Source organism: Desulfotignum balticum DSM 7044, assembly GCF_000421285.1.
Taxonomy (GTDB): Bacteria; Desulfobacterota; Desulfobacteria; order Desulfobacterales; family Desulfobacteraceae; genus Desulfotignum; species Desulfotignum balticum.
On sequence record NZ_ATWO01000002.1, the window covers coordinates 13819 to 33228 of the forward strand.

Sequence of the window (19410 nt, forward strand, 5' to 3'; positions counted from 1 at the left end):
GGCAGTCTGACGCGTGATCCCGATGATTTTCAGTTGCGGCCAAAGACTTTCGGCCGCAACTGAAAATCCCCTGTCCGGCGTTATTGTCCGGTTCAGCTGCCGGGTTCAACCGCCCGTTTCAATCCCTGGATCAATCCGCCACAAACAGGTTGATGGGCTCGATATACACCGGGTCTTCATCATCCAGGACCTGAATCAGGTCTTTGTGCATGCGCTGTTTCAATTCCCTGAAAATACCCCGTTTTTTGTCAAACGCTGCGGCAAAGGCCAGGGCCTCGGTCATGAGGTGATCCTGGTCGTCGCAGGCCTTGACGATCACACCATTTGCTTCAAGTTCCTGGGCCGTCATGCGCTGACCCGACAGAAGCATCCGGTTGAACAGCGGTTCCGGCACGGCCTTGCGCACAAACGCAATCATGCCGGGCAGAAACGGAATTCCCACATCCACTTCGGGAAAACAGAAAAATCCTCTGTCCTTTTTCATGAACCTGAAATCACAGGCACAGGAAACAATGGCACCATTGCCGAATGCATGGCCGTTGATGGCCGCGATCACGGGCACGGGAAACAGCAGCAGGCGCTTGAAGATCCGGTTCATGTCATACATGAACGCTTTGACCGTGTCATGGTCTTTGTCCTGGATCTTTTTGCCGATCCATTCCACATCGATGCCCTGGGAAAAATTTTTTTCATCCGTCGATGTCAGGACCACGGCCCGGACATCGGCATCCTCCTCGATCTGATCCAGACAGGCGTTCAATTCTTGAGAAAATATCCGGTTCATCCGGTTGGGGCCGTTGCACATTGTCAACACCGCCGTTCGGTTGTCTTTTTTCCATGTCACCACCGGCATATCGTCTTGCTCCTTGTGTGGTTAAAGGTTAATTTGCCGGCCCGCAAAATGAGGCCGATGATTCTATTTATATGGTGTACGCCCTGACATCAAGATCTTTTCATGAATCAGTTTTGCGATCCCTTGTAAAACGGTCCGTTCCCGCACCCGCCCCGGTTGATCTCCTCCCAGTTCCGAAAGGATGCATATGCGTCCGGATCAATGGGGTAATCCCAGGAACCGGCCCGGTGAACGACCCGTCCCCCGAATCCGGTTTTGAACCGGTACAGCCCGAAAAAAGGATGATCCGGAAAACAGGCCGGCGAGACCGCCCCCATGTCATAGGTTTTGCAGTTCAGGGATTTGGCGTACCGGATCGTTTCCCAGTGAAGGGCATAACTGGCCATGAAATTCCGTTTCTTCATGGTGGACGCCCCATACAGAAAATATGCGGTTTGTTCCGTGACAGCGACAATGGCCCCGGCCAGCACATCTTTGCCGTGAACCGCCAGCATCAGCTTGACCTCACAGGGATCAACGTTTTCTTTTTGTGAAGCAAACAGGGTTTCAAAATAGGGATACTCCCTGACCAGAAATCCTTTCCGTTTGGCCGTTTCCAGGTGAAGCCGGTGAAAAACAGGCAAAGCTCTGGTGGAAGCGGCATACACCCTCACCCCTTTTCTTTCGGCCAGTTTGATGTTGTACCGTGTTTTGCTTTTCATACACGACAGCATCCTGTCTTCAGTATCATGGATATCGATGACGTATGAATCCGCCACCGTCATATCCACGGGCGTTTTTCTGAAATTCCAGTGTCGGGTTCCGAAATTCATGCGGATTTCCCGGATTCTTTCTTCGGGAACCTCATGGGCCGGATTTTGATCCAAAATGTCTGTGTATGGGGATTCCCAGGGCAGGTCATATCGAATGAACGCCACATCTGAATTCATCTGATTCACAATGGATTCCGACAACGATTCAAGATACGGCCCATAGTTTTCCCGGCAAGGCCCGAATTCAGGTCCCTGGGGAATATATGCGGCATACATCCCGTCTTTCAACGGTTTGAACAGCACCAGCATATCTTTTCCGGACTCCCGGTCCTCGATATCATAGGCACACGGCTGCCATCCCAGCCGGGCTTTGACTTCTGCCCAGTATCCGGTTTGAAAAATAATGTCTGTGGGCAACAGATGGGTCACTTTTTTGGGTGTCACGGACAACTGCATTCATGGTCACCTTTGTATGTCATTTTTATGTCATCTTTGATTATGCGGCACAGAGAGTAACAATTAAATCTTGACATTTAAATACCACAAGGTGATATTAATTTTTTTCAATCCATGACCAATCTGTGATGAGGAAACCATGAACCAACCACTTCATTTTGATACCCGGGCCATTCACGAAGGGATCAAAGACCATGACTGGGAAGGGGCCACATTGCCGCCCATTTTCCAGACAGCGGCCCATTTTCATGACACGGCCGCCGATCTGGGCCAGACCTTTGCCGGAGAGCGGTCCGACCATATCTACATGCGCCTGACCAACCCCACCAACCGGTTTCTGGAGGAAAAACTGGCCTCCCTGGAATCAGGACAAGCCGCCGTGGTCACGGCATCGGGCATGGCCGCCATCAGCAACGCCTGCATGACGCTTCTGCGGGCCGGCGATGAATTTGTGGCATCGTCTTCTTTGTTCATGTCCACCTATGCCCTGTTTACCAATATCTTTAAAAAATACGGCATCACCGTGCGCCTGGCCGATCCGTTGAACCTGGAGGACATGGCTGCACAGATCACGGACAAGACCCGGTTCATCTATATGGAAACCATCACCAACCCGGGCATGGAAATCCCGGACCTCAGACAGGTGGCAAACCTGGCCCATGAAAACGGAATTCCTCTGATGGTGGACAACACCCTGGCCTCCCCGTGGCTGTGCCGGCCCATTGAGTTGGGGGCGGACATTGTGGTGCACTCCACCACCAAATATTTTTCAGGCCATGGCGCAGCCTTAGGGGGCGTGGTGGTGGATGCCGGAAACTTTGACTGGCACACGGACCGGTTTGCCGATTTTGCCCCTTTTGTAGCGCAGAAAGGCAACCTGGCGTTCCTCCACCGCCTGTTCAAGGAGCACCATGTCAATTTCGGCACCACCGCAGCCCCGTTTCACTCGTTTCTGACGGTGCTGGGTCTGTCCACCATGGGGGTGCGCATGGAACGGCACATGACAAACACCGTTCAGGCGGCAACATTTCTGAGAAAACACCCCAAAGTGACATGGGTCAATTTTGTGGGATTTCCCGATCATCCCTGCCATGAGATGGCCAAAAAGCAATTTGGCGACAAAGGATTCGGCACCATGCTGACATTCGGCCTGGCAGATCAGGATGCCTGTTTCCGGCTGGTGGACCACCTGTCCATGATCCTGAACCTGGCCAATTTAGGCGACTGCAAAACCCTGATCATTCATCCTTACTCGTCCCAGTATGTCTCGTTTCCCCGGGAATTGAAAGACCGGCTGGCTGATCCCTGCCTGCTGCGGTTTTCCGTGGGCATCGAGCACATCGATGACATCTGCGGGGACTTGGCGGCGGCCCTTGAAACGGTGTAACCATGAGTGAATATATCGGTCATGATCACAACGGCACTACGGTGGGGCAGGTGGAAAAACAGTTTTTCACCTTTGCCGGCAAAGAGGACCCGTTCCTCCTGGAAAGCGGGGCTGAGATCCATCCGGTCACCCTGGCCTATGAAACCTGCGGCATCCTGAATGAGGACCGCTCCAATGCCGTGCTGATCCTCCATGCCCTGTCCGGGGACTCCCATGTGGCCGGGTATTACACCCCGGAGGACCCCAAACCCGGGTGGTGGGACATCATGGTGGGGCCGGGCAAGGGTATTGACACGGACCGGTATTTCGTAATCTGCACCAATATCCTGGGGTCGTGCATGGGATCCACCGGACCGGCCTCCGTCAACCCCAAAACCGGGATCCCCTATGGCACGGATTTTCCTTTGATCACCATCGGGGATATGGTCCGGGCCCAGAAAATGCTGATGGATCATCTGGGCATCCAAAAGCTGCTGGCCGTGGTGGGGGGATCGGTCGGGGGCATGCAGGTGCTCGAATGGTGTGTGCGGTATCCGGACAATGTGGCCTCTGCCGTAGCCCTGGCCACCACCTGCCGGCATTCCGCTCTGGCCATTGCGTTCAACGAGGTGGCCAGGCAGTCCATCATGGCGGATCCCAACTGGTGCAGCGGCCATTATTACGGCAAAGCCAAACCCGGCATGGGGCTGGCCATCGCCCGGATGATCGGGCATATCACTTATCTGTCCGATGAATCCATGCGCCTGAAGTTCGGACGAAGGCTCCAGAACAAAAGCGCCTTAAGTTTCGAGTTCGGGGCCGAGTTCCAGGTGGAATCCTATCTCCAGTACCAGGGCAGAAAATTCATCGAGCGGTTTGATGCCAACTCATTTCTCTATATCACCAAGGCGGCGGATTATTTCGACCTGGCCCGGGAACACGGCAAAGGCTCCCTGGTCAAGGCGTTTTCAAAATGCCGGGCCCGGTTTCTGGTGGTGTCCTACACCTCGGACTGGCTGTATCCCACCTATCAATCCAGAGAAATGGTTAAGGCCATGAAAAAAAACAACCTGGATGTCAGCTTCTGTGAAATCCAGGCCCAGTGGGGCCATGATGCATTTCTACTGCCCAATGACAAACTGGATCATCTCATGAAAGGATTTTTAAACCGTGTGGCCCATGAATCCGCTCCGGTATGATTTACAGATCATCGCCTCCTGGATCGCCCCGGCAGCCAAGGTCCTGGAGCTTGGCTGCGGCGAAGGGGATCTGCTGCTGTGGCTCCGGCAGAACCGTCAGGTCAAGGAACGGGGCATTGAAATCAAGGAATCCAAAGTGGTCAAATGCATTGAAAAAGGCATTTCCGTGCTCCAGGGGGATATCAACACAGAGATCATGGATTATCCGGACCAGGCCTTTGATTTTGCCATCTGCTCCCAGACATTGCAGCAGGTGTATGACCCGGTGTTTCTGATTCAGTCCATGCTCCGGGTGGCGGACCAATGCGTGGTGAGTTTCCCCAATTTCGGGCATTACAAAACCCGGATCCAGCTGATGTTCACCGGGTGCGCCCCGGTCACCAAAGAACTGCCCTATGAGTGGTATGACACCCCCAATATCCGGGTATTAAGCCTCAGGGATTTTGAAAATTTTACCCGTCAGGCCGGATTCCGGATTCTGAAAAAAGCGGCCATCAACACGAAAAATCACCAGATGGAGGGAAAAATCGTCACATTTTTACCCAATCTGTCCGCCACTTATGGTATCTTTCTGATCGGGCATCAATGACAGTGCCCGACATTCGTGAAAATCATCATAACCTTTTGACAAGGAGACCGCCATGGCATTTCAAGACATTCTGGTAACCACCCCGGCCGATCATGTGGGAACCATCACGTTGAACCGGCCCGAGCAGATGAACACCTTCAGCACGGGCATGGCCCGGGAGCTGAACCGGGCACTGCTGGATCTGGATGCAGATCCTAAAATCCGGGTGATCCTGATAAAAGGAGCGGGCAAGGCGTTCTGCGCCGGCATCGATGTCACGGAACTGGCCGGCAAGTCTCCTCTGGAATACCAGGCATGGATCGAGACCATGGAACAGCCTCTGGTGACCATCTCAAAACTCAACAAACCCGTCATCGCCCAGGTGCACGGCGTGGCCGTGGCCAACGGCATGGGCCTTGCCGCGGCAGCGGATCTGGTCATGGCGGCGGACACCGTGCGCATGGGGCTGACCGCCATCAATGTGGGCCTCAACTGCGTGGGGCCCATCATTCCGGTGTCCCGGTGCGTGGGCCGGAAAAAAGCCCTGGAGCTGCTGCTGTACGGCGACCTGATCAAGGCCCCGGAAGCCCTGTCTTTAGGCCTGGTGAACAAACTGGTTCCCAAAGAGGACCTGGAGGATGAGGCCCTGGCCTGGGCCGCTGAGCTGGCAAAAAAGAGTCCCATCGCGGTGCGCATCGCCAAAACTGCGTTTTACCGGTCCGAAGACCTGCATTACGAAGCCCGGTTCGCCTATATGAACGAAGCCTTTGCCCGGCTGTGCTCCACAGATGATGCCAAGGAAGGGGTGAGCGCATTTTTTGAAAAACGGCCGCCCCAGTGGCAGGAAAAATGACCGGACAGGTCTATCGGTGAGGTGCTGATTTTTTTTAACCACGAAGGACACGAAGAACACGAAGTATGGGATTTGTTCTTGAAGTCCATGGTGAAACAGGAAAGGAACTTGAAAATGGGATCAAGCGATTCATTCAATAAATCTTCGTGCCCTTCGTGCTCTTCGTGGTGCGACACCTCAGCGACACATACAAAAGGCTGGCATCCCGGCACCCTGCTGGAGTTGTCCGGATATTACTGGAAAACCTGCACCCTTCACGCGGCCGTGAAACTGGATATCTTCACTTTCATCGGTAAAGATACCCTGACCGCCCCGGAAATAGCCCAGAAAACAGGGTGGGATGCCCGGGGCACCACCATGCTTCTGGATGCCCTGGCCGCCATGGCACTTTTGACCAAAACGTCTTCGGGTTATGCCAACACCCAGGCAGCCGCTGATTTTCTGTCAAAAGATTCTAATCAATACATCGGGTACATGATCCAGCACCACCACCACCTGGCCGACTCCTGGGTCCGCATGGACGAGGCTGTCACCCGGGGCGGCCCCATCCGGGAGCAGTCATCCGTTTCTTCGGACCAATGGCGGGAGGCGTTTTTAATGGGCATGTTCAACAATGCCATGGCCACGGCACCCGTTGTGGCTCAATCTTTGGATCTGTCCGGGTGTTCCCGCCTGCTGGATATGGGGGGCGGTCCGGGCACCTATGCCATTCATTTCTGCCGGTCCAACCCCGATCTGATCGCGGTGGTATTCGATCTTGCCACCACCCGGCCCTTTGCCGAAAAAACCATCCAGCAGTTCGGCCTGTCAGACCGGATTCAGTTTACCGAGGGTGATTACACCACCGGAGACGTTCCCCTGGCACAGGCGTTTGATGCGGCCTGGCTGTCCCATGTGCTCCACGGCGAAGGACCGGACAAGGCCGCCGAAATCGTGGCCCATGCCGCCAAAACACTGGTGCCCGGCGGACACCTGCTCATCCATGACTTCATCCTGGCAGACACCCGGGACCGCCCCGAATTTGCGGCCCTGTTTTCTTTGAACATGCTGCTGGGTACGGATTCCGGGCAATCCTACAGTGAATCGGAAATCCGGGAAATGATGATCGCCGCCGGCCTGACGGATATCGTGCGTCTGGATTATTCCGGCCCCACCCAGTCCGGCATTCTCAAGGGAATAAAGCCGTAAATTCAAACCAGACAGGAACTAGCGCATGCAGCCCATTACTGAGGCAGAACTCCGGACGGAGATTGAACAGCTCCGCAAACGCATCGGCGAACTGGAAGCCCAGGCCAGGGAAACGGATCGGATATTACATGAAAACACCCTGCGGCAGGAGAAAGAATGGTCCCAGAAGATCATCGACAATGCCCCGAACATCATCTTGGGGTTGCTGGAAAACTCAAAAATCGTGGTGTTCAACAGGTTTGCGGAACGACTGACCGGTTATAGGACCCAGGAGGTTGTCGGTAAAGAATGGATATCTACGTTCATACCCAAAGAAAAGCAAGGGTCCCTCTATCGGGTTTGGAACGAAATTTTAGACAACCAGCAGATGGATCATCCGTTTGAATGCGAGATTGTCACCAAATCCGGAGAACTGCGGCTGATCAAGTGGCACAACACAGTGCTCACGGAAAACGATGAATTCCGAATGATCCTGTCCCTGGGCGAGGACATCACCAAGCAAAAAGAAACATATGCGGCCCTGCACCAGGCAAATAAACAATTGCGCATGAACTACCGCAAAACACGCAGCATCCTGGAAGATCTGAAAGTGGAAGTCCAGGCCAGACAGGACAAGGAGGCCGAACTCCTGAAGGTGACCATGGCCGTAGAGCAGGCCGGAGAAGTAATCGTGATCACGGATCCGGCCGGAACGATCCAGTATGCCAACCCCGCCTTTGAAACGGTGACCGGATATTCCCGGAAAGAAATCCTCGGGCAGAATTTGCGCATCTTCAAAAGCGGCGACCAGGATGAGGCGTTTTACCGCGATCTGTGGGACCGTATTACTCGTGGACAAACCTGGAAAGGCCGCATGGTCAACAAACGCAAGGACGGCAGAAGATATACTGAGGAGGCAACCATTTCCCCGGTGTTCGACGCCGCCGACCAAATCATCAATTATGTGGCTGTCAAACGGGACATCACCGAACAGCTGGAATTGACGGCCCAGATCCAGCAGGCACAGAAACTGGAGTCCGTGGGCCGACTGGCCGGCGGTGTGGCCCATGACTACAACAACATGCTCAGTATTATCATCGGATATGCCCAACTGGCCATGGATAAAGCCGGGGCCACGGATCCGCTGTATGCCCCTCTCCGGGAGATCGATAAAGCGGCCCAGCGCTCCACGGAGATCACCCGCAAATTGCTGGGTTTTGCCCGCAAACAGACAATTTGTCCCGTGGTACTGGATTTGAACACAGCCATCGAGGGCATGCTCAAAATGCTTCGGCGACTGCTGCGGGAAGATCTCACCCTTTACTGGCACCCGGGAGCCGGGGTGTGGCAGATTTACATCGATCCATCCCAGATGGACCAGATCCTGATGAACCTGTGTATCAATGCCCGGGATGCCATCGAGGGCACCGGCGAGATCCTTATCGAAACAAGAAATGTGGTGTTTGATCCGGACTATTGCGAGTTGCACAAAGGATTCACTCCGGGGGAGTATGTCATGGCAGCAATCAGTGACAACGGCTGCGGCATGGATCAAAACACCCTGGATCTTATTTTTGAACCCTTTTTTACCACCAAAAAGATAGGCCAGGGGACGGGACTGGGACTGGCCATGGTTTACGGCATCATAAAACAGAATAACGGTTTTATAAATGTCTACAGTGAGCCGGGTCAGGGAACGACCTTGAAAATGTATTTTCCCCGGGACAAAACCGGTATCAACGGGGGAACAGAACCCAAGGAGAAAAAACCGGACTCAGGCCGGGGCGAGACCATATTGCTGGTGGAGGATGAACCCACCCTTCTGACGCTGGCGACGCAGTTGCTGGAAAGCCTTAACTACACCGTTCTGGGCGCGTCCCATCCGGACGAGGCCCTGCATCTGGCTGAAAAACATGCAGGAAAGATTTGTCTGCTTTTGACCGATGTGGTCATGCCGGAGATGAACGGACGGGAGCTGGCAGACCGGCTTTCTGCCCGTTATACGGACATGAAACTTCTTTTCATGTCCGGTTACACGGCTGACGTGATTGCCAGCCAGGGGATTCTGGACAAGGGGATGCATTTTATTCAAAAACCGGTAACACTCCATGCACTGGCCGCCAAAGTGCAGCAGGTCCTGGACAGTCAATAAAGGACACATTCGCCATTTACCCAAAATGTTAGAATTTACCAAATGGGTAGACAGCGATTTTTTGAAAGATTTTTCCGTCCCGAAGGTGGTGCAGAAGCACGGCTGGCAAGGATCTCTGGTTTGGTAACCGCCGGTGGTAAATGCAAATGATTTTGACCGGTTCCAGGCACTTCAATGGGAAATCAAGGACGGCACCCGGCCGTCCTGAGGTCATCCGGCTCATGAAAAGCCTTTGGGCGCATCTGCTGCACAGGTCCCGATGCTGCGGGTGATACCGGCCGCTCTTTTAATGGAAGGTATCCGCGGCCCTCTCTCAAAATCGCAAAGGCTTGCCGGGGTAATTCCGAGGATCTTGGCAAACTCCTTCCGTGTTCTTCCACCCATGGCCATGCCAATCATTTTTGAATCTTGCTTTATCCCGTGATTATGATTAAAATAACCATATGAATACGACAGCCAACAATCAAAACGACTACGACAACCCCTGGAAAGAGGGCATGAAATTTTGCGTAAAGGCAGGCTCAGCATGAACACCACTATAGAAAAAATTCAAGACGACATATTGTCCCTGCCGGATACTGAAAGGCTTCGACTTTCTAAATGGTTTGCTGAACTGGAAGGAGAAGTTTGGGACAAAGAAATTGAAAACGATTTCAAGGAAGGCGGCAGAGGCATAGATCTGCTGAATCGGATAAAGTCAGATTTTATAGCCGGCAACTGCATGAAATGGGATTAAGGTCTTTCACGCATTCGGATTTCTGGACATGCTACCATAGACTTCCCAAACAGATTCAGAATCTTGCTGACAAAAAATTTGAGCTTTTCAAACAAGACCATACCCACCCTTCACTGAATTTCAGCAAGAAAGGTTCCGTCTGGACAGTAAACATCGGTTATCATTACAGGGCTCTGGCTTATAGGGAAGACATGAATGTTGTCTGGTTCTGGATCGGGTCCCATGAAGATTACAACAATCTCATGAACAGAGTTTAAACGAAACGAAGAATTCAGGAGAACCCTGCTGGATTCCGTCGGCGTGATCGTCGGGATCACCTGCGCCTCGCTAAATATCACCGGGCATTATCGTTATGTATTATATCAGAATATGAATCCTGACGTTATTTACCCAAAATGTTAGAATTTACCAAATGAGTAAATAGAGCTTTTTTGAAAGATTTTTCCATCTCGCAGGTGACGCAGAAGCACGGCTGACAAGGATCTTTGGTTTGATCACAACCGATGGTAAATGCAAATGATTTTGACCGTTTCCAGGCACTTCAATGGGGAATCAAGGACGGCACCCGGCCGTCCTGAGTCAGCCGGCTCATGAAAAGCCTTTGGGCGCATCTGCTGCACAGGTCCCGATGCTGGAACCCATAAAGCTGGCAGCACTCATCTTTTTGATGACTTCATGACTATCGCATGCCGGGCAGGCGATATCCGGTTCATCTCCGGCAAACACCAGTTTTTCAAACTCATGGGAACAGGTATTGCACTGGTATTCAAAAATCGGCATCTGGCACCTCCGGGGTTTTGAAAAATAATTATCCAGGTTGACAGTATCCTTGATACTCAAATTCCATGGTAATCATTTTTTGTTTTTATGCAACCGAAACTGTATAATCCAGATCCGCGGCCCTGAGCATGTCCTGAATCGCAAGTTTGACCCAGGTTTTTTCCGGCATACCGATGCTGCGGGCGATACCGGCCGCTCTTTTAACGGAAGGTATCCGCCGCCCTCTCTCAAGATCGCAAAGGCTTGCCGGGGTAATTCCGAGGATCTTGGCAAACTCCTTCTGAGTCATCTCTTCACATTTTCTGTGGGACCACAACGCCCAGCCAAACGTCAGCTGGCCATACTCTTTTTCGATTTCCTTGAGGCCGTATTCATCTTTTTCGTTGTTTTCAATAGTCATGTTTGTTCACCTCAATCACCTCAATTACAATTTTATCCTTCCGCTCAACATAAAAAGCCCGGTATGCCCTGGACAGCCGGATGGAGCGTTGTCCTTTCCTCGGGTGCCCCAGGGGCTCATCGTGATATCCAGGGACCCTTCGTATTTCGGCAATTCCGTGTTCTTCCACGTCTTTCATCCAAGTGATCAGTTTACCACGGATGTAATTCGGTATTTTTTTTAATTGCCGCCGGGCTTTTTTATTTAATACCACGCAATTCATGGCTTATTTTTATACGTCATTTTGACGTATAAAACAATCAAAAAAAATCAGTAACCTTCTTTCTCTTGCGTTTTCAGCAGGATACATATTTGTTCAATGGGTATTGAATAAATTTATTCAGTGGCTGGAGAAACAGCATGGATATTCGCTTTGCCCCCCACAACCTGCACCTGGAAAGCCCGGACCAGTTCTTTTCCCAGGATCCGCATTTGAAGGTTCTGAGCCGTCAGCCCCTGGTATGGGAGTTTCCCCTGATCCTTGGGCTGTCGGTTCAAGTGCCCGGCATTTACACGGTCAGCGGCGGCCGCCAGGTCGGCAAGACCACCCTGCTCAAGCAATGGATGGCCCATCTTCTGAAAACCGGGGTTCATCCCCATGCCATTGCCTTTTTACCGGAGAGTTGATCGATGACCAGCATGCCCTGGTTCGCCTGATAGGAGACCATTTGCAGCCGGCGGGTCAGGTTGTTGAATTCCTGATTCAACGACAGCCGCTGTTTTTGCATGCGCGCCAGTTCCCGGGCATCCAGACGGCCGAAAACCAGGATCCGGTTTTGTACCTGCTCAAAATAGAAATCATAGCTCTGGGGGGGGGTCCGGCTGCCGTTTTAATATTGAGAAGATGGGGGCCGTTGCGTGCCTGGACCAGGTCCGTAAGATTGAATGTGCCGGCAAAATCTACCACCCGGTCTGAAAAAGCGGTATCATTTTCCCGGCACCCGGTGAGAGACCGGACGGATTCATTGGCTTCAAGGATACGCCCGTCACAAGACAGCACAAAAAACAGATCCTGTGATTGTCGGGTGACATAGCCGTATGCAGCCTGTTCTCGGGTCTCCCACATCATTTTTTTATGCTGTAATCAGTGAGGTGAGCCCGTCAAGGGATGGGACATACGTCGTTCCCGAATATTGTCTGGGGATCTCGGTGCCGCCCCAGTTGAATGCCTGCCCCCCCACCAGGATATCCAGATGCTGGAAATTTCCCCGGATGGCCGCCAACCCGGCTTTCAGTGCCGGCATGTTGAAATAAACGCTCACAGACAATCCTACCAGATCCGGCTTTTCATCCTGGATATGGGCCAGCATGTGGTCCTCCGGGGTGTTGGCTCCTATAAACTGGCTGTCCCAGCCGTTGAGTTCAAACATATCCGCCACCATTTTGCCGCCGATCTGATGAAATTCATTGGCAGCACAGGAGATCACCATTTTTCTGGCATTGGAAAAATCAGGGGCGGCTCTGTCAAACAGCCGGGGATAGACCAGGTTCAGCAATCCTTCGGTGATGGCGGTCACCAGATGTTCCTTGGCCACGGATATTTTATTGAATTCCCATAAACGGCCCACCTCATACAGGCTTTTTTGAAACAGGTCGGTATACAGCGCCTTTATCTCGATATTTTGGTCCAGCAGCTGCTGCACGATGCGGGCGCATTCCCGGCGGTTTCCGTCTAAGAGCCGGGTCAGGTATTCCTGGTACAGCGCTTTTGTGATCATTTCTGTGTTCCTGTCCCATGAAGGTGATCCGGGCTGTTTGAGACAGACTCTGGCAGATCCGTGTCGGTAATGGCGGTAAACACCGGGATGTTGACAATCAGCCAGTTATAAAACGGATAAATTTGTTGCCACGCATCTTCGGACAGCTCTTTTTGCAGCAGGTCCACCCAGATGTTGAGATTGGCGGCCCAGTATGTGGTTTGAAACCCATGGGACCGGTAGGCCCTGAATACCCAGAGCACGGTTTCCACAAACACGGCAGGCTGGTAATCGGAAAACAGGGATAACATGAACCGGGGAAAATTGCGGTTGTTATCTTCAGCCATTTTTTCATTGCCCCTGCCCACCAGTTTTGCAAGGTCCGGCCGCGCCATGAGCAGGCGGGTGCCTGTGGCGGCCATGTTTTCCCATTTGTCTGCAAACTCCCGGATGGCTGTTTCTCCCGGGGGTTCAAGTTTTTGTGCTTGGGTCAAAAGCGCGTCTTTCATGGTTTTTCTCCTCTGGGATGCGATGGGTTTACAGACAATTTTTTCTTGAATACCTCCATATACCGCCTTTTTGTCGCAGATGCAATGCGAAACCAGAACAAAGCCATTCTCAAAATTCAGCACCCCATGTCGGATGGCTTTACATTGATTTGATTTTTTTAAAACCACAAAGAACACGAAGCGCACGAAGGAATGGCTTCTTCGTGCGCTTCGTGGTAAAACAATTTGACAATCTTGAGGGCCTCAAACAGATGGCCGGTTGTATTGACATCCCATTGTGTCCGGCCCATGAAAATGGTATGTACCCGGCAGTTGCAAGGAAAACCGGACCCGTGTTTATTTCAAGGAGACAGAAAACAATGCACAAAGATTCCCTGACAGCAGAACAAAGAACACAAAACAACAAACTGACAGTGGACACCCGGGGCCATGTGCTGTGCATGGGACTGAACCGAGCTGAAAAACGCAATGCCTTTGATCTGGATCTGTACCGGGAACTGAGCCGTGCCTATGGCGAGCTGCACCGCAATCCAAATCTGAGATGCGGGGTGGTGTATGCCAAAGGGGATCATTTCACCGCCGGCCTGGATCTGCCGAAATGGGCACCCTGTTTTTCCAAAGGGCAGTTTCCTGAACTTCCTGAAGACGGGATGGACCCTTTGGGCCTGGACCCGGTCAGACAGGTTGGCAAACCCGTGGTCATGGCGGTTCAGGGAATCTGTCTGACCATCGGTCTGGAGCTGCTGCTGGCCTGTGATATCCGGGTGGCGGCAGACACGGCCCGGTTCGGGCAGATCGAGATCAAGCGGGGCATCTACCCAGTGGGGGGTGCCACGGTCCGTCTTTTCCAGGAAGTGGGCTGGGGAAACGCCATGCGATATCTGTTGACGGGTGATGAAATCACAGCCAAAGAAGCGTTTCGCTTAGGTCTTGTCCAGGAGGTGACATCACCGGATGCCTGCCTGGACACTGCCATTGAAATTGCTCAGACCATTTCAAAACAGGCCCCCTTAGGGGTTGCCGCTTCCCTGAAATCCAGCCGTCTGGCCCGGTCACACGGAGACCAGGCAGCCATTGAGCGCCTGCTGCCCGACCTGATGCCGTTAATGAACTCCCGGGATGTTAAAGAGGGCCTGGCCTCTTTTATGGAACGACGGGAAGCCCGGTTCAAAGGGGTCTGACAAAACCGGAAACACCCAGGATCAGACTGCGGCTTCAAATCTTGGAATAATACCGCCCACCACCGGTTCATAGTAACGATACACGGTCTCTTCACCGATCAGTGCATTGATCTGTTTCTGGATGGATTGCCGTTGTTCACTGTTTTTCCAGTTATTCCAGGAATCCATGGAATCCCAGGTGCTGACAACCAGATATTCGCCTTCTGAATCCAGAGAAGCAAAGGATTGATCCGTGATATACCCGGGCTGGATGCTGGCCTGGGATCTCAGGCGGACAATCAGAGGGGCCAGCTGGGATGCGATTTTTTTGTCTTCCACTTTTCTTTGGATAATAACACAGACTGACATCACGACCTCCTTTTTAATACGCCATGGGCGTTGTATGCAGAACGTTTTGTCCAGTAAACAAAAAATACCAGATTCAAACCATTGTGACAACTGGTTTTAAAATTCCCGGGTCCCCCTTACAGGATGGCATCGTTTTGATTTTTCCGCAGAGCCACTGGCTTGCCGATAATCTCGGCCCAGACCACGGCCTGCCGCAGGCTGGGCCGACGGCCATATGGGTGAAGGGTCGGCGGCGGCACCTCATCTGAAGAATGCGGGGTCTTTATTTCCCGGCCTTGAACCGGGCGTTCAGGTGCTATTTTCTGAATCGGATCCCTGGTTTGATTCCGGGTGGCGGCGCGCTTTTTTTCCGTTTCCTGTGCCGATGGCATCTGACGTTCTTCCTGAATCATCTCGTCTTCAGAAAGTTCATCCCAGAAAGTGGGGTCTGATGATTCCGGTTGCTGTTGCTGTTGCTGTCGTTGCTGTCGGGCCTGTTTTTCCAGTTCCTGCAACGATTCTTGTATCTGGTCTCTGATTTTGTGAAAAAAAGAAAACATGGCTGGCTTGGCCGTCTGTTTTTTCTTTGTCAACTTTTTTTTCTGCTGCCTGGCCTTGAGTCCCCTGACCAGGGTGGTAATAATCAGAAAGAAAAACACCAGAACCAGATTAATAAGGGTTTCCTGATCCATAAAAACTCCTTAGGTAAGACGGCAGACTTTTCATACAGATATTTTTGTCTGTGTGAAAAGCCCGCCTTTTCTCACCTCAACGGTTACGTGGTTTGATCATCCTGGCCGGTACGGGTTTCTCCCTTGGAGATCTGGTCCCGCATCTTTGTGTCCGCGGCCACATTTTTCATTTTGTAATAATCCATGATGCCTAAATTGCCGCTTCTGAAGGCTTCTGCCATGGCCAGGGGCACCTGGGCTTCCGCCTCCACCACCTTGGCCTGCATCTCCTGGACCCGTGCCCGCATCTCCTGTTCCGTGGCAAATGCCATGGCCCGTTTTTCCTCTGCCTTGGCCTGGGCAATTTTCTTGTCTGCCTCGGCCCGGTCGGTTTCCAGTTCCGCGCCGATGTTTTTGCCCACATCCACATCCGCAATATCAATGGACAGAATTTCATAGGCAGTACCGGCATCCAGGCCTTTTTTAAGGACTGTCTTGGAAATCATATCCGGGTTTTCCAGCACCCGTTTGTGGGTCTCCGCAGACCCGATGGTGGTGACGATGCCTTCTCCCACCCGTGCCAGGATGGTTTCAGCACCGGCCCCGCCCACCAGGCGGTCAATATTGGCCCGGACAGTGACCCTTGAAATCGCCTTCAGCTGGATGCCGTCCTTGGCCATGGCTGCAACCAGCGGGGTTTCAATGACCTTGGGATTCACGGACATCTGCACCGCTTCCAGCACATCTCTGCCGGCCAGATCAATGGCGGCAGCCCGGTTAAAGGTCAGTTCAATATTGGCCTTGTCTGCGGCAATCAGGGCCTGGATCACCCGGGACACATTTCCGCCGGCCAGATAATGGGATTCCAGGCTGTCCGTGGGAATCTCCATGCCGGCTTTCACCGCCATGATCTTGGACTCCACAATCAGTTTGGGGGGTACTTTCCGAAACCGCATGAAAATAATATTGACCAGCCCGACCTTTGCCCCGGACACCAATGCCTGCAGCCACAAGGCTATATAGGCAAAAATAAAATAAAACAGGGCCACGCCGATAACACCGGCAATAATTAACAGGATATACATAAAATCCATGTCTGCTTCTCCTTATTCGATTTTGTCAACCACGATTCTGTTTCCAGACACCAGGGTCACCACAACCGGTGTACCGGCATCCACATATTCTCCGTCGGTTACCGCATCCAGGCGCTTTTTCTCTATCATGACCGTGCCTGAAGGCCGTAAATCCGTTATTGCTTCACCTTTTTTTCCCTTCCACGACACCAGATCCGGGGCCTGGGAAGACACCCCCTCCCTGCTGGACAATTTTTTATGCAAAGACAAAGAAGAGGCCCCCAGGGCTTTGAATCCCAGAACCAGAACAACCGGTATCATTAAAATATCCACGCCCAGAAACACCATGCCCGCGCTAAAGGAAATGGTGGTAAACACAAGATATAGGGAATAAAACAATATTCCAGCCGCTGTTACGGCCAGTATCCCCAGGGAAGGGACAAAGATCTCCACCACAATGACCACCAGCCCGAGCAACTGCAGTAATACAGGAAATAGATAGGATGTCATGATTCAGCCTTTCTGGATGAAGGGGTATTTGTATCTGCCGCTTTCACCACCACGTGGTTCTGTTCCAGCGCATCCACGGTCACAGGGCTGCCTGGATCAATAAATTCGCCCCGGGTGATGGCATCAATTTTCCGGGGTCCGATCCTGACTTTTCCCGAAGGCCGCAATGCAGTGACGGCCATGCCTGACTGCCCCACAGCCACGAACCCGGCCTCATCCGATCCCACCAGGGCTTCGCCAAGGGTGGCTTCCAGATACGGGCCTTTTATCAGCTTAGACACCCCGGGCAGTACAAACCGGAGCATGACCAGAGAAAATACCAGGGCCCCGGCAAAAGCGCCCACAACCATGGCCAGATTCCGGATCAAAAGACGGCTTTCCCAGGGCATTTTGGGGTCCGGCACCACAAATCCCTGAAAGGAAAGCACCAGGCCGGCTCCCAGCACCAGGATCCCGGCAATGCCTGCCACACCGAACCCGGGCAGCACCAGGATTTCCACGGCCATGAGCAGGGTGCCGATGAGCAGCAGCAGCAGTTCCGTGTAATCGGCCAGTCCCACCAGGTACTGGTTCAAAAATACCAGCCCCAGACAGACAATGCCGATGACCCCGAATATCCCGAATCCCGGCGCCTTTATTTCTGTATACAGGGCACCGATCCCCACCAGCATGAGGATGGGCAGCAGCGGCTGGAGAACCCGCACCAGGCTTTCAGACCAGGACTCTGTCATGTATTTCAGGGTATAATTTTCATGCCCCAGATGTGCCAGTGCCTGGTCCAGGTCAGTGACACTGGCTCTGGAAAATCCCAGGTTCCGGGCTTCCACATCATCCATGGTCAAAAGTTCTCCCTCGGCCACCACCGTGCTCTTTTTTGTGATGCGCTCTTTTTCCTGTTCAGTCAGGTCATTGAACCTGATTTTGTCCATATACACGGTTTCGCCATCCAGAGTGACTTCATAGACCTCCATGCTTTTGGTAACCATGGATTCCGCCAGCACCTCGGGATAGTTATTTTTTTTGGCCAGGGTCCGGAACTGTGCCCGGAGCACGGTCTGGGTTTTTTCCCCCATCTCTTTCTGGCCTTCACTGGTCTGGATGATGGGGGCACAGTCCCCGATCAGGGTATTTTCTTTCATCACCAGCACATTACCGGCCAGGGCAATGAGGGCACCGGCAGAGATGGCCCGTTTTTCCACAAAAGAGATGGACTGTCCCATGGGAATGGATAACAGGGTCTCCACGATTTCCAGGGCCGCGTCCACCCGGCCCCCGAAGGAATCCAGCCTGAACACCATCAGGGCCTCCGGATCGGCAGAAAGAATCTCATCCACACTTCTTTTGATAAATGCTGCCATCCCCGGTTCCACCGTACCGGTCACAGGAATGACATGAATGGTTTTACCTGCGGATGCTGCGGGAATTGGGTTCAAAAAAAAGAAAAGGGTTGCCAGAAGCAGAAGCAGATCAATCTTTTTTCGGCCGGTATTAAAACGAGGGCACACATATTTTCCCATGAATCGTTGTCCTCTGTGATGTCGTCTCCGGTTTTGCCGGATCAGTAAATCTGTGATTGCCAAATCCGTGTTTTTTTTTTATAAATCAAGCTTGCCCGAGAGATCAGTTTTTTGGTTAATTGTAATTATAAATTTTATCACATTCTTTGTCATAAAAATATAAGGAAACCACCCCATGGCTTCAACAGATGATAAAAAAATAAATTCCATTCTTTCTGAAGTGCATAAAACCCGGAAGGAGCGGGAGAAAACCTACCGGGAAAAAGCCCTTAAACTGTTTCCCTGGATCTGCGGCCATTGCGGACGTGAGTTTGAAGGCAAACGTCTGCGGGAATTAACGGTCCACCACAAGGACCACAACCATGACAACAATCCGCCGGACGGCAGCAACTGGGAATTGCTGTGTATTTACTGCCATGATAATGTGCACTCCCGGGATCAGGTGGCAGATGCCTATTCAGAAGGGCCGGATGACCGTTCTTCGGGAAAAGGGGGAACCGCCAATCCCTTTGCCGGACTGGGAGATTTACTGAAAGGCAAACTGGATTGAAACATCCGGTTTAAAATAATGTCGAGAAACCAAATACAACCCATGCATTGAATC

The 19410-nt window shown here is 52.3% G+C and carries 24 protein-coding genes; 11 read left to right on the forward strand and 13 right to left on the reverse strand.

Going from position 1 to position 19410, the window contains the following annotated elements; all coding sequences use genetic code 11:
- Nucleotides 1–130: 130 nt before the first annotated feature.
- Nucleotides 131–853, reverse strand: a complete 723-nt coding sequence (locus K365_RS0124065; protein WP_024336673.1) for an enoyl-CoA hydratase/isomerase family protein — start codon at nucleotides 851–853, stop codon at nucleotides 131–133.
- Nucleotides 854–960: 107 nt separating this feature from the next.
- The gene (locus K365_RS0124070; protein WP_024336674.1) at nucleotides 961–2061 is read right to left on the reverse strand and encodes a lipid II:glycine glycyltransferase FemX; all 1101 of its coding nucleotides are present in this window, start codon (nucleotides 2059–2061) and stop codon (nucleotides 961–963) included.
- 139 nt (nucleotides 2062–2200) lie between these two features.
- Here K365_RS0124070 and K365_RS0124075 point away from each other — a divergent pair, with 139 nt between their 5' ends.
- The 6 genes from K365_RS0124075 to K365_RS27000 all read left to right on the forward strand — a co-directional run bounded on the left by K365_RS0124075 (nucleotide 2201) and on the right by K365_RS27000 (nucleotide 9366).
- Nucleotides 2201–3448 (forward strand): O-acetylhomoserine aminocarboxypropyltransferase/cysteine synthase family protein, encoded by a 1248-nt coding sequence (locus K365_RS0124075; protein ID WP_024336675.1) that lies wholly within the window; start codon nucleotides 2201–2203, stop codon nucleotides 3446–3448.
- Between the two features lie 2 nt (nucleotides 3449–3450).
- Entirely contained in the window at nucleotides 3451–4626 is a 1176-nt protein-coding gene (gene metX, locus K365_RS0124080; protein WP_024336676.1) for a homoserine O-acetyltransferase MetX, read from the forward strand.
- A complete protein-coding gene (gene metW / locus K365_RS0124085; RefSeq protein WP_024336677.1) occupies nucleotides 4607–5215 on the forward strand; it encodes a methionine biosynthesis protein MetW in 609 nt (202 codons plus the stop codon). The genes metX and metW overlap by 20 nt, the downstream gene beginning before the upstream one ends.
- Before the next feature lie 52 nt (nucleotides 5216–5267).
- On the forward strand, nucleotides 5268–6047 hold the full coding sequence (locus tag K365_RS0124090) for an enoyl-CoA hydratase/isomerase family protein (protein ID WP_024336678.1): 780 nt from the start codon (nucleotides 5268–5270) through the stop codon (nucleotides 6045–6047).
- Nucleotides 6048–6161: 114 nt separating this feature from the next.
- Nucleotides 6162–7235, forward strand: coding sequence for a methyltransferase (locus tag K365_RS0124095; protein ID WP_084490100.1), 1074 nt, complete (start codon nucleotides 6162–6164; stop codon nucleotides 7233–7235).
- 25 nt (nucleotides 7236–7260) lie between these two features.
- A complete protein-coding gene (locus tag K365_RS27000) occupies nucleotides 7261–9366 on the forward strand; it encodes a hybrid sensor histidine kinase/response regulator (protein WP_024336680.1) in 2106 nt (701 codons plus the stop codon).
- A 219-nt stretch (nucleotides 9367–9585) separates the two neighbouring features.
- On the opposite strand, the gene K365_RS29550 is transcribed toward K365_RS27000, so the two are convergent.
- Nucleotides 9586–9894: a helix-turn-helix domain-containing protein gene (locus K365_RS29550; protein ID WP_084490102.1), complete on the reverse strand. Its 309-nt coding sequence runs from the start codon at nucleotides 9892–9894 to the stop codon at nucleotides 9586–9588.
- On the opposite strand from K365_RS29550, the gene K365_RS0124115 reads away from it, so the two are divergent.
- Both K365_RS0124115 and K365_RS29600 read left to right on the forward strand, forming a co-directional pair.
- On the forward strand, nucleotides 9893–10102 hold the full coding sequence (locus tag K365_RS0124115) for a hypothetical protein (RefSeq protein ID WP_024336683.1): 210 nt from the start codon (nucleotides 9893–9895) through the stop codon (nucleotides 10100–10102). The two genes, K365_RS29550 and K365_RS0124115, sit on opposite strands and share 2 nt — an antisense overlap.
- Nucleotides 10093–10359 carry a ParE family toxin-like protein gene (locus K365_RS29600; protein WP_024336684.1) on the forward strand — a complete coding sequence of 89 codons (267 nt, stop codon included), beginning with the start codon at nucleotides 10093–10095 and terminating at the stop codon, nucleotides 10357–10359. The genes K365_RS0124115 and K365_RS29600 overlap by 10 nt, the downstream gene beginning before the upstream one ends.
- Before the next feature lie 331 nt (nucleotides 10360–10690).
- Here K365_RS29600 and K365_RS0124125 read toward each other — a convergent pair whose 3' ends face one another.
- The gene (locus tag K365_RS0124125) at nucleotides 10691–10882 is read right to left on the reverse strand and encodes an FmdB family zinc ribbon protein (protein WP_024336685.1); all 192 of its coding nucleotides are present in this window, start codon (nucleotides 10880–10882) and stop codon (nucleotides 10691–10693) included.
- 85 nt (nucleotides 10883–10967) lie between these two features.
- A complete protein-coding gene (locus K365_RS0124130) occupies nucleotides 10968–11282 on the reverse strand; it encodes a helix-turn-helix transcriptional regulator (RefSeq protein ID WP_024336686.1) in 315 nt (104 codons plus the stop codon).
- A gap of 399 nt (nucleotides 11283–11681) precedes the next feature.
- Between K365_RS0124130 and K365_RS0124140 the strand changes: the two genes are divergently transcribed.
- Nucleotides 11682–11948 (forward strand): hypothetical protein, encoded by a 267-nt coding sequence (locus K365_RS0124140; RefSeq protein WP_024336688.1) that lies wholly within the window; start codon nucleotides 11682–11684, stop codon nucleotides 11946–11948.
- Nucleotides 11949–12024: 76 nt separating this feature from the next.
- On the opposite strand, the gene K365_RS0124145 is transcribed toward K365_RS0124140, so the two are convergent.
- The 3 genes from K365_RS0124145 to K365_RS0124155 are packed head-to-tail and all read right to left on the reverse strand — an operon-like array spanning nucleotide 12025 to nucleotide 13527.
- On the reverse strand, nucleotides 12025–12390 hold the full coding sequence (locus K365_RS0124145) for a hypothetical protein (RefSeq protein WP_024336689.1): 366 nt from the start codon (nucleotides 12388–12390) through the stop codon (nucleotides 12025–12027).
- A gap of 4 nt (nucleotides 12391–12394) precedes the next feature.
- Nucleotides 12395–13039 (reverse strand): cobalamin B12-binding domain-containing protein, encoded by a 645-nt coding sequence (locus tag K365_RS0124150; protein WP_024336690.1) that lies wholly within the window; start codon nucleotides 13037–13039, stop codon nucleotides 12395–12397.
- Nucleotides 13036–13527, reverse strand: coding sequence for a hypothetical protein (locus tag K365_RS0124155; RefSeq protein ID WP_024336691.1), 492 nt, complete (start codon nucleotides 13525–13527; stop codon nucleotides 13036–13038). Before K365_RS0124155 ends, K365_RS0124150 begins: the two co-directional genes overlap by 4 nt.
- Nucleotides 13528–13886: 359 nt before the next feature.
- On the opposite strand from K365_RS0124155, the gene K365_RS0124160 reads away from it, so the two are divergent.
- A complete protein-coding gene (locus tag K365_RS0124160) occupies nucleotides 13887–14708 on the forward strand; it encodes a crotonase/enoyl-CoA hydratase family protein (protein ID WP_051147958.1) in 822 nt (273 codons plus the stop codon).
- A gap of 21 nt (nucleotides 14709–14729) precedes the next feature.
- Here K365_RS0124160 and K365_RS0124165 read toward each other — a convergent pair whose 3' ends face one another.
- From K365_RS0124165 to K365_RS0124185, 5 genes are all read right to left on the reverse strand, one after another.
- Entirely contained in the window at nucleotides 14730–15056 is a 327-nt protein-coding gene (locus tag K365_RS0124165) for an antibiotic biosynthesis monooxygenase family protein (RefSeq protein WP_024336693.1), read from the reverse strand.
- Between the two features lie 116 nt (nucleotides 15057–15172).
- Nucleotides 15173–15727 (reverse strand): hypothetical protein, encoded by a 555-nt coding sequence (locus K365_RS0124170; protein ID WP_024336694.1) that lies wholly within the window; start codon nucleotides 15725–15727, stop codon nucleotides 15173–15175.
- An 83-nt stretch (nucleotides 15728–15810) separates the two neighbouring features.
- A complete protein-coding gene (gene floA / locus K365_RS0124175) occupies nucleotides 15811–16800 on the reverse strand; it encodes a flotillin-like protein FloA (protein WP_024336695.1) in 990 nt (329 codons plus the stop codon).
- A 12-nt stretch (nucleotides 16801–16812) separates the two neighbouring features.
- Nucleotides 16813–17289 carry an NfeD family protein gene (locus K365_RS0124180; protein ID WP_024336696.1) on the reverse strand — a complete coding sequence of 159 codons (477 nt, stop codon included), beginning with the start codon at nucleotides 17287–17289 and terminating at the stop codon, nucleotides 16813–16815.
- Nucleotides 17286–18806 (reverse strand): NfeD family protein, encoded by a 1521-nt coding sequence (locus K365_RS0124185; protein WP_024336697.1) that lies wholly within the window; start codon nucleotides 18804–18806, stop codon nucleotides 17286–17288. The genes K365_RS0124180 and K365_RS0124185 overlap by 4 nt, the downstream gene beginning before the upstream one ends.
- Nucleotides 18807–18981: 175 nt before the next feature.
- Here K365_RS0124185 and K365_RS0124195 point away from each other — a divergent pair, with 175 nt between their 5' ends.
- The gene (locus tag K365_RS0124195; protein ID WP_024336698.1) at nucleotides 18982–19356 is read left to right on the forward strand and encodes a YajD family HNH nuclease; all 375 of its coding nucleotides are present in this window, start codon (nucleotides 18982–18984) and stop codon (nucleotides 19354–19356) included.
- Nucleotides 19357–19410 lie beyond the last annotated feature (54 nt).

Excerpts from the sequence above, each read along its gene's own strand:
- K365_RS0124065 (WP_024336673.1), bottom strand. The coding sequence starts at position 853 with ATGCCGGTGGTGACATGGAAAAAAGACAACCGAACGGCGGTGTTGACA.
- K365_RS0124070 (WP_024336674.1), bottom strand. The coding sequence starts at position 2,061 with ATGCAGTTGTCCGTGACACCCAAAAAAGTGACCCATCTGTTGCCCACA.
- K365_RS0124075 (WP_024336675.1), top strand. The coding sequence starts at position 2,201 with ATGAACCAACCACTTCATTTTGATACCCGGGCCATTCACGAAGGGATC.
- metX (WP_024336676.1), top strand. The coding sequence starts at position 3,451 with ATGAGTGAATATATCGGTCATGATCACAACGGCACTACGGTGGGGCAG.
- metW (WP_024336677.1), top strand. The coding sequence starts at position 4,607 with ATGAATCCGCTCCGGTATGATTTACAGATCATCGCCTCCTGGATCGCC.
- K365_RS0124090 (WP_024336678.1), top strand. The coding sequence starts at position 5,268 with ATGGCATTTCAAGACATTCTGGTAACCACCCCGGCCGATCATGTGGGA.
- K365_RS0124095 (WP_084490100.1), top strand. The coding sequence starts at position 6,162 with ATGGGATCAAGCGATTCATTCAATAAATCTTCGTGCCCTTCGTGCTCT.
- K365_RS27000 (WP_024336680.1), top strand. The coding sequence starts at position 7,261 with ATGCAGCCCATTACTGAGGCAGAACTCCGGACGGAGATTGAACAGCTC.
- K365_RS0124115 (WP_024336683.1), top strand. The coding sequence starts at position 9,893 with ATGAACACCACTATAGAAAAAATTCAAGACGACATATTGTCCCTGCCG.
- K365_RS29550 (WP_084490102.1), bottom strand. The coding sequence starts at position 9,894 with ATGCTGAGCCTGCCTTTACGCAAAATTTCATGCCCTCTTTCCAGGGGT.
- K365_RS29600 (WP_024336684.1), top strand. The coding sequence starts at position 10,093 with ATGGGATTAAGGTCTTTCACGCATTCGGATTTCTGGACATGCTACCAT.
- K365_RS0124125 (WP_024336685.1), bottom strand. The coding sequence starts at position 10,882 with ATGCCGATTTTTGAATACCAGTGCAATACCTGTTCCCATGAGTTTGAA.
- K365_RS0124130 (WP_024336686.1), bottom strand. The coding sequence starts at position 11,282 with ATGACTATTGAAAACAACGAAAAAGATGAATACGGCCTCAAGGAAATC.
- K365_RS0124140 (WP_024336688.1), top strand. The coding sequence starts at position 11,682 with ATGGATATTCGCTTTGCCCCCCACAACCTGCACCTGGAAAGCCCGGAC.
- K365_RS0124145 (WP_024336689.1), bottom strand. The coding sequence starts at position 12,390 with ATGATGTGGGAGACCCGAGAACAGGCTGCATACGGCTATGTCACCCGA.
- K365_RS0124150 (WP_024336690.1), bottom strand. The coding sequence starts at position 13,039 with ATGATCACAAAAGCGCTGTACCAGGAATACCTGACCCGGCTCTTAGAC.
- K365_RS0124155 (WP_024336691.1), bottom strand. The coding sequence starts at position 13,527 with ATGAAAGACGCGCTTTTGACCCAAGCACAAAAACTTGAACCCCCGGGA.
- K365_RS0124160 (WP_051147958.1), top strand. The coding sequence starts at position 13,887 with ATGCACAAAGATTCCCTGACAGCAGAACAAAGAACACAAAACAACAAA.
- K365_RS0124165 (WP_024336693.1), bottom strand. The coding sequence starts at position 15,056 with ATGTCAGTCTGTGTTATTATCCAAAGAAAAGTGGAAGACAAAAAAATC.
- K365_RS0124170 (WP_024336694.1), bottom strand. The coding sequence starts at position 15,727 with ATGGATCAGGAAACCCTTATTAATCTGGTTCTGGTGTTTTTCTTTCTG.
- floA (WP_024336695.1), bottom strand. The coding sequence starts at position 16,800 with ATGGATTTTATGTATATCCTGTTAATTATTGCCGGTGTTATCGGCGTG.
- K365_RS0124180 (WP_024336696.1), bottom strand. The coding sequence starts at position 17,289 with ATGACATCCTATCTATTTCCTGTATTACTGCAGTTGCTCGGGCTGGTG.
- K365_RS0124185 (WP_024336697.1), bottom strand. The coding sequence starts at position 18,806 with ATGGGAAAATATGTGTGCCCTCGTTTTAATACCGGCCGAAAAAAGATT.
- K365_RS0124195 (WP_024336698.1), top strand. The coding sequence starts at position 18,982 with ATGGCTTCAACAGATGATAAAAAAATAAATTCCATTCTTTCTGAAGTG.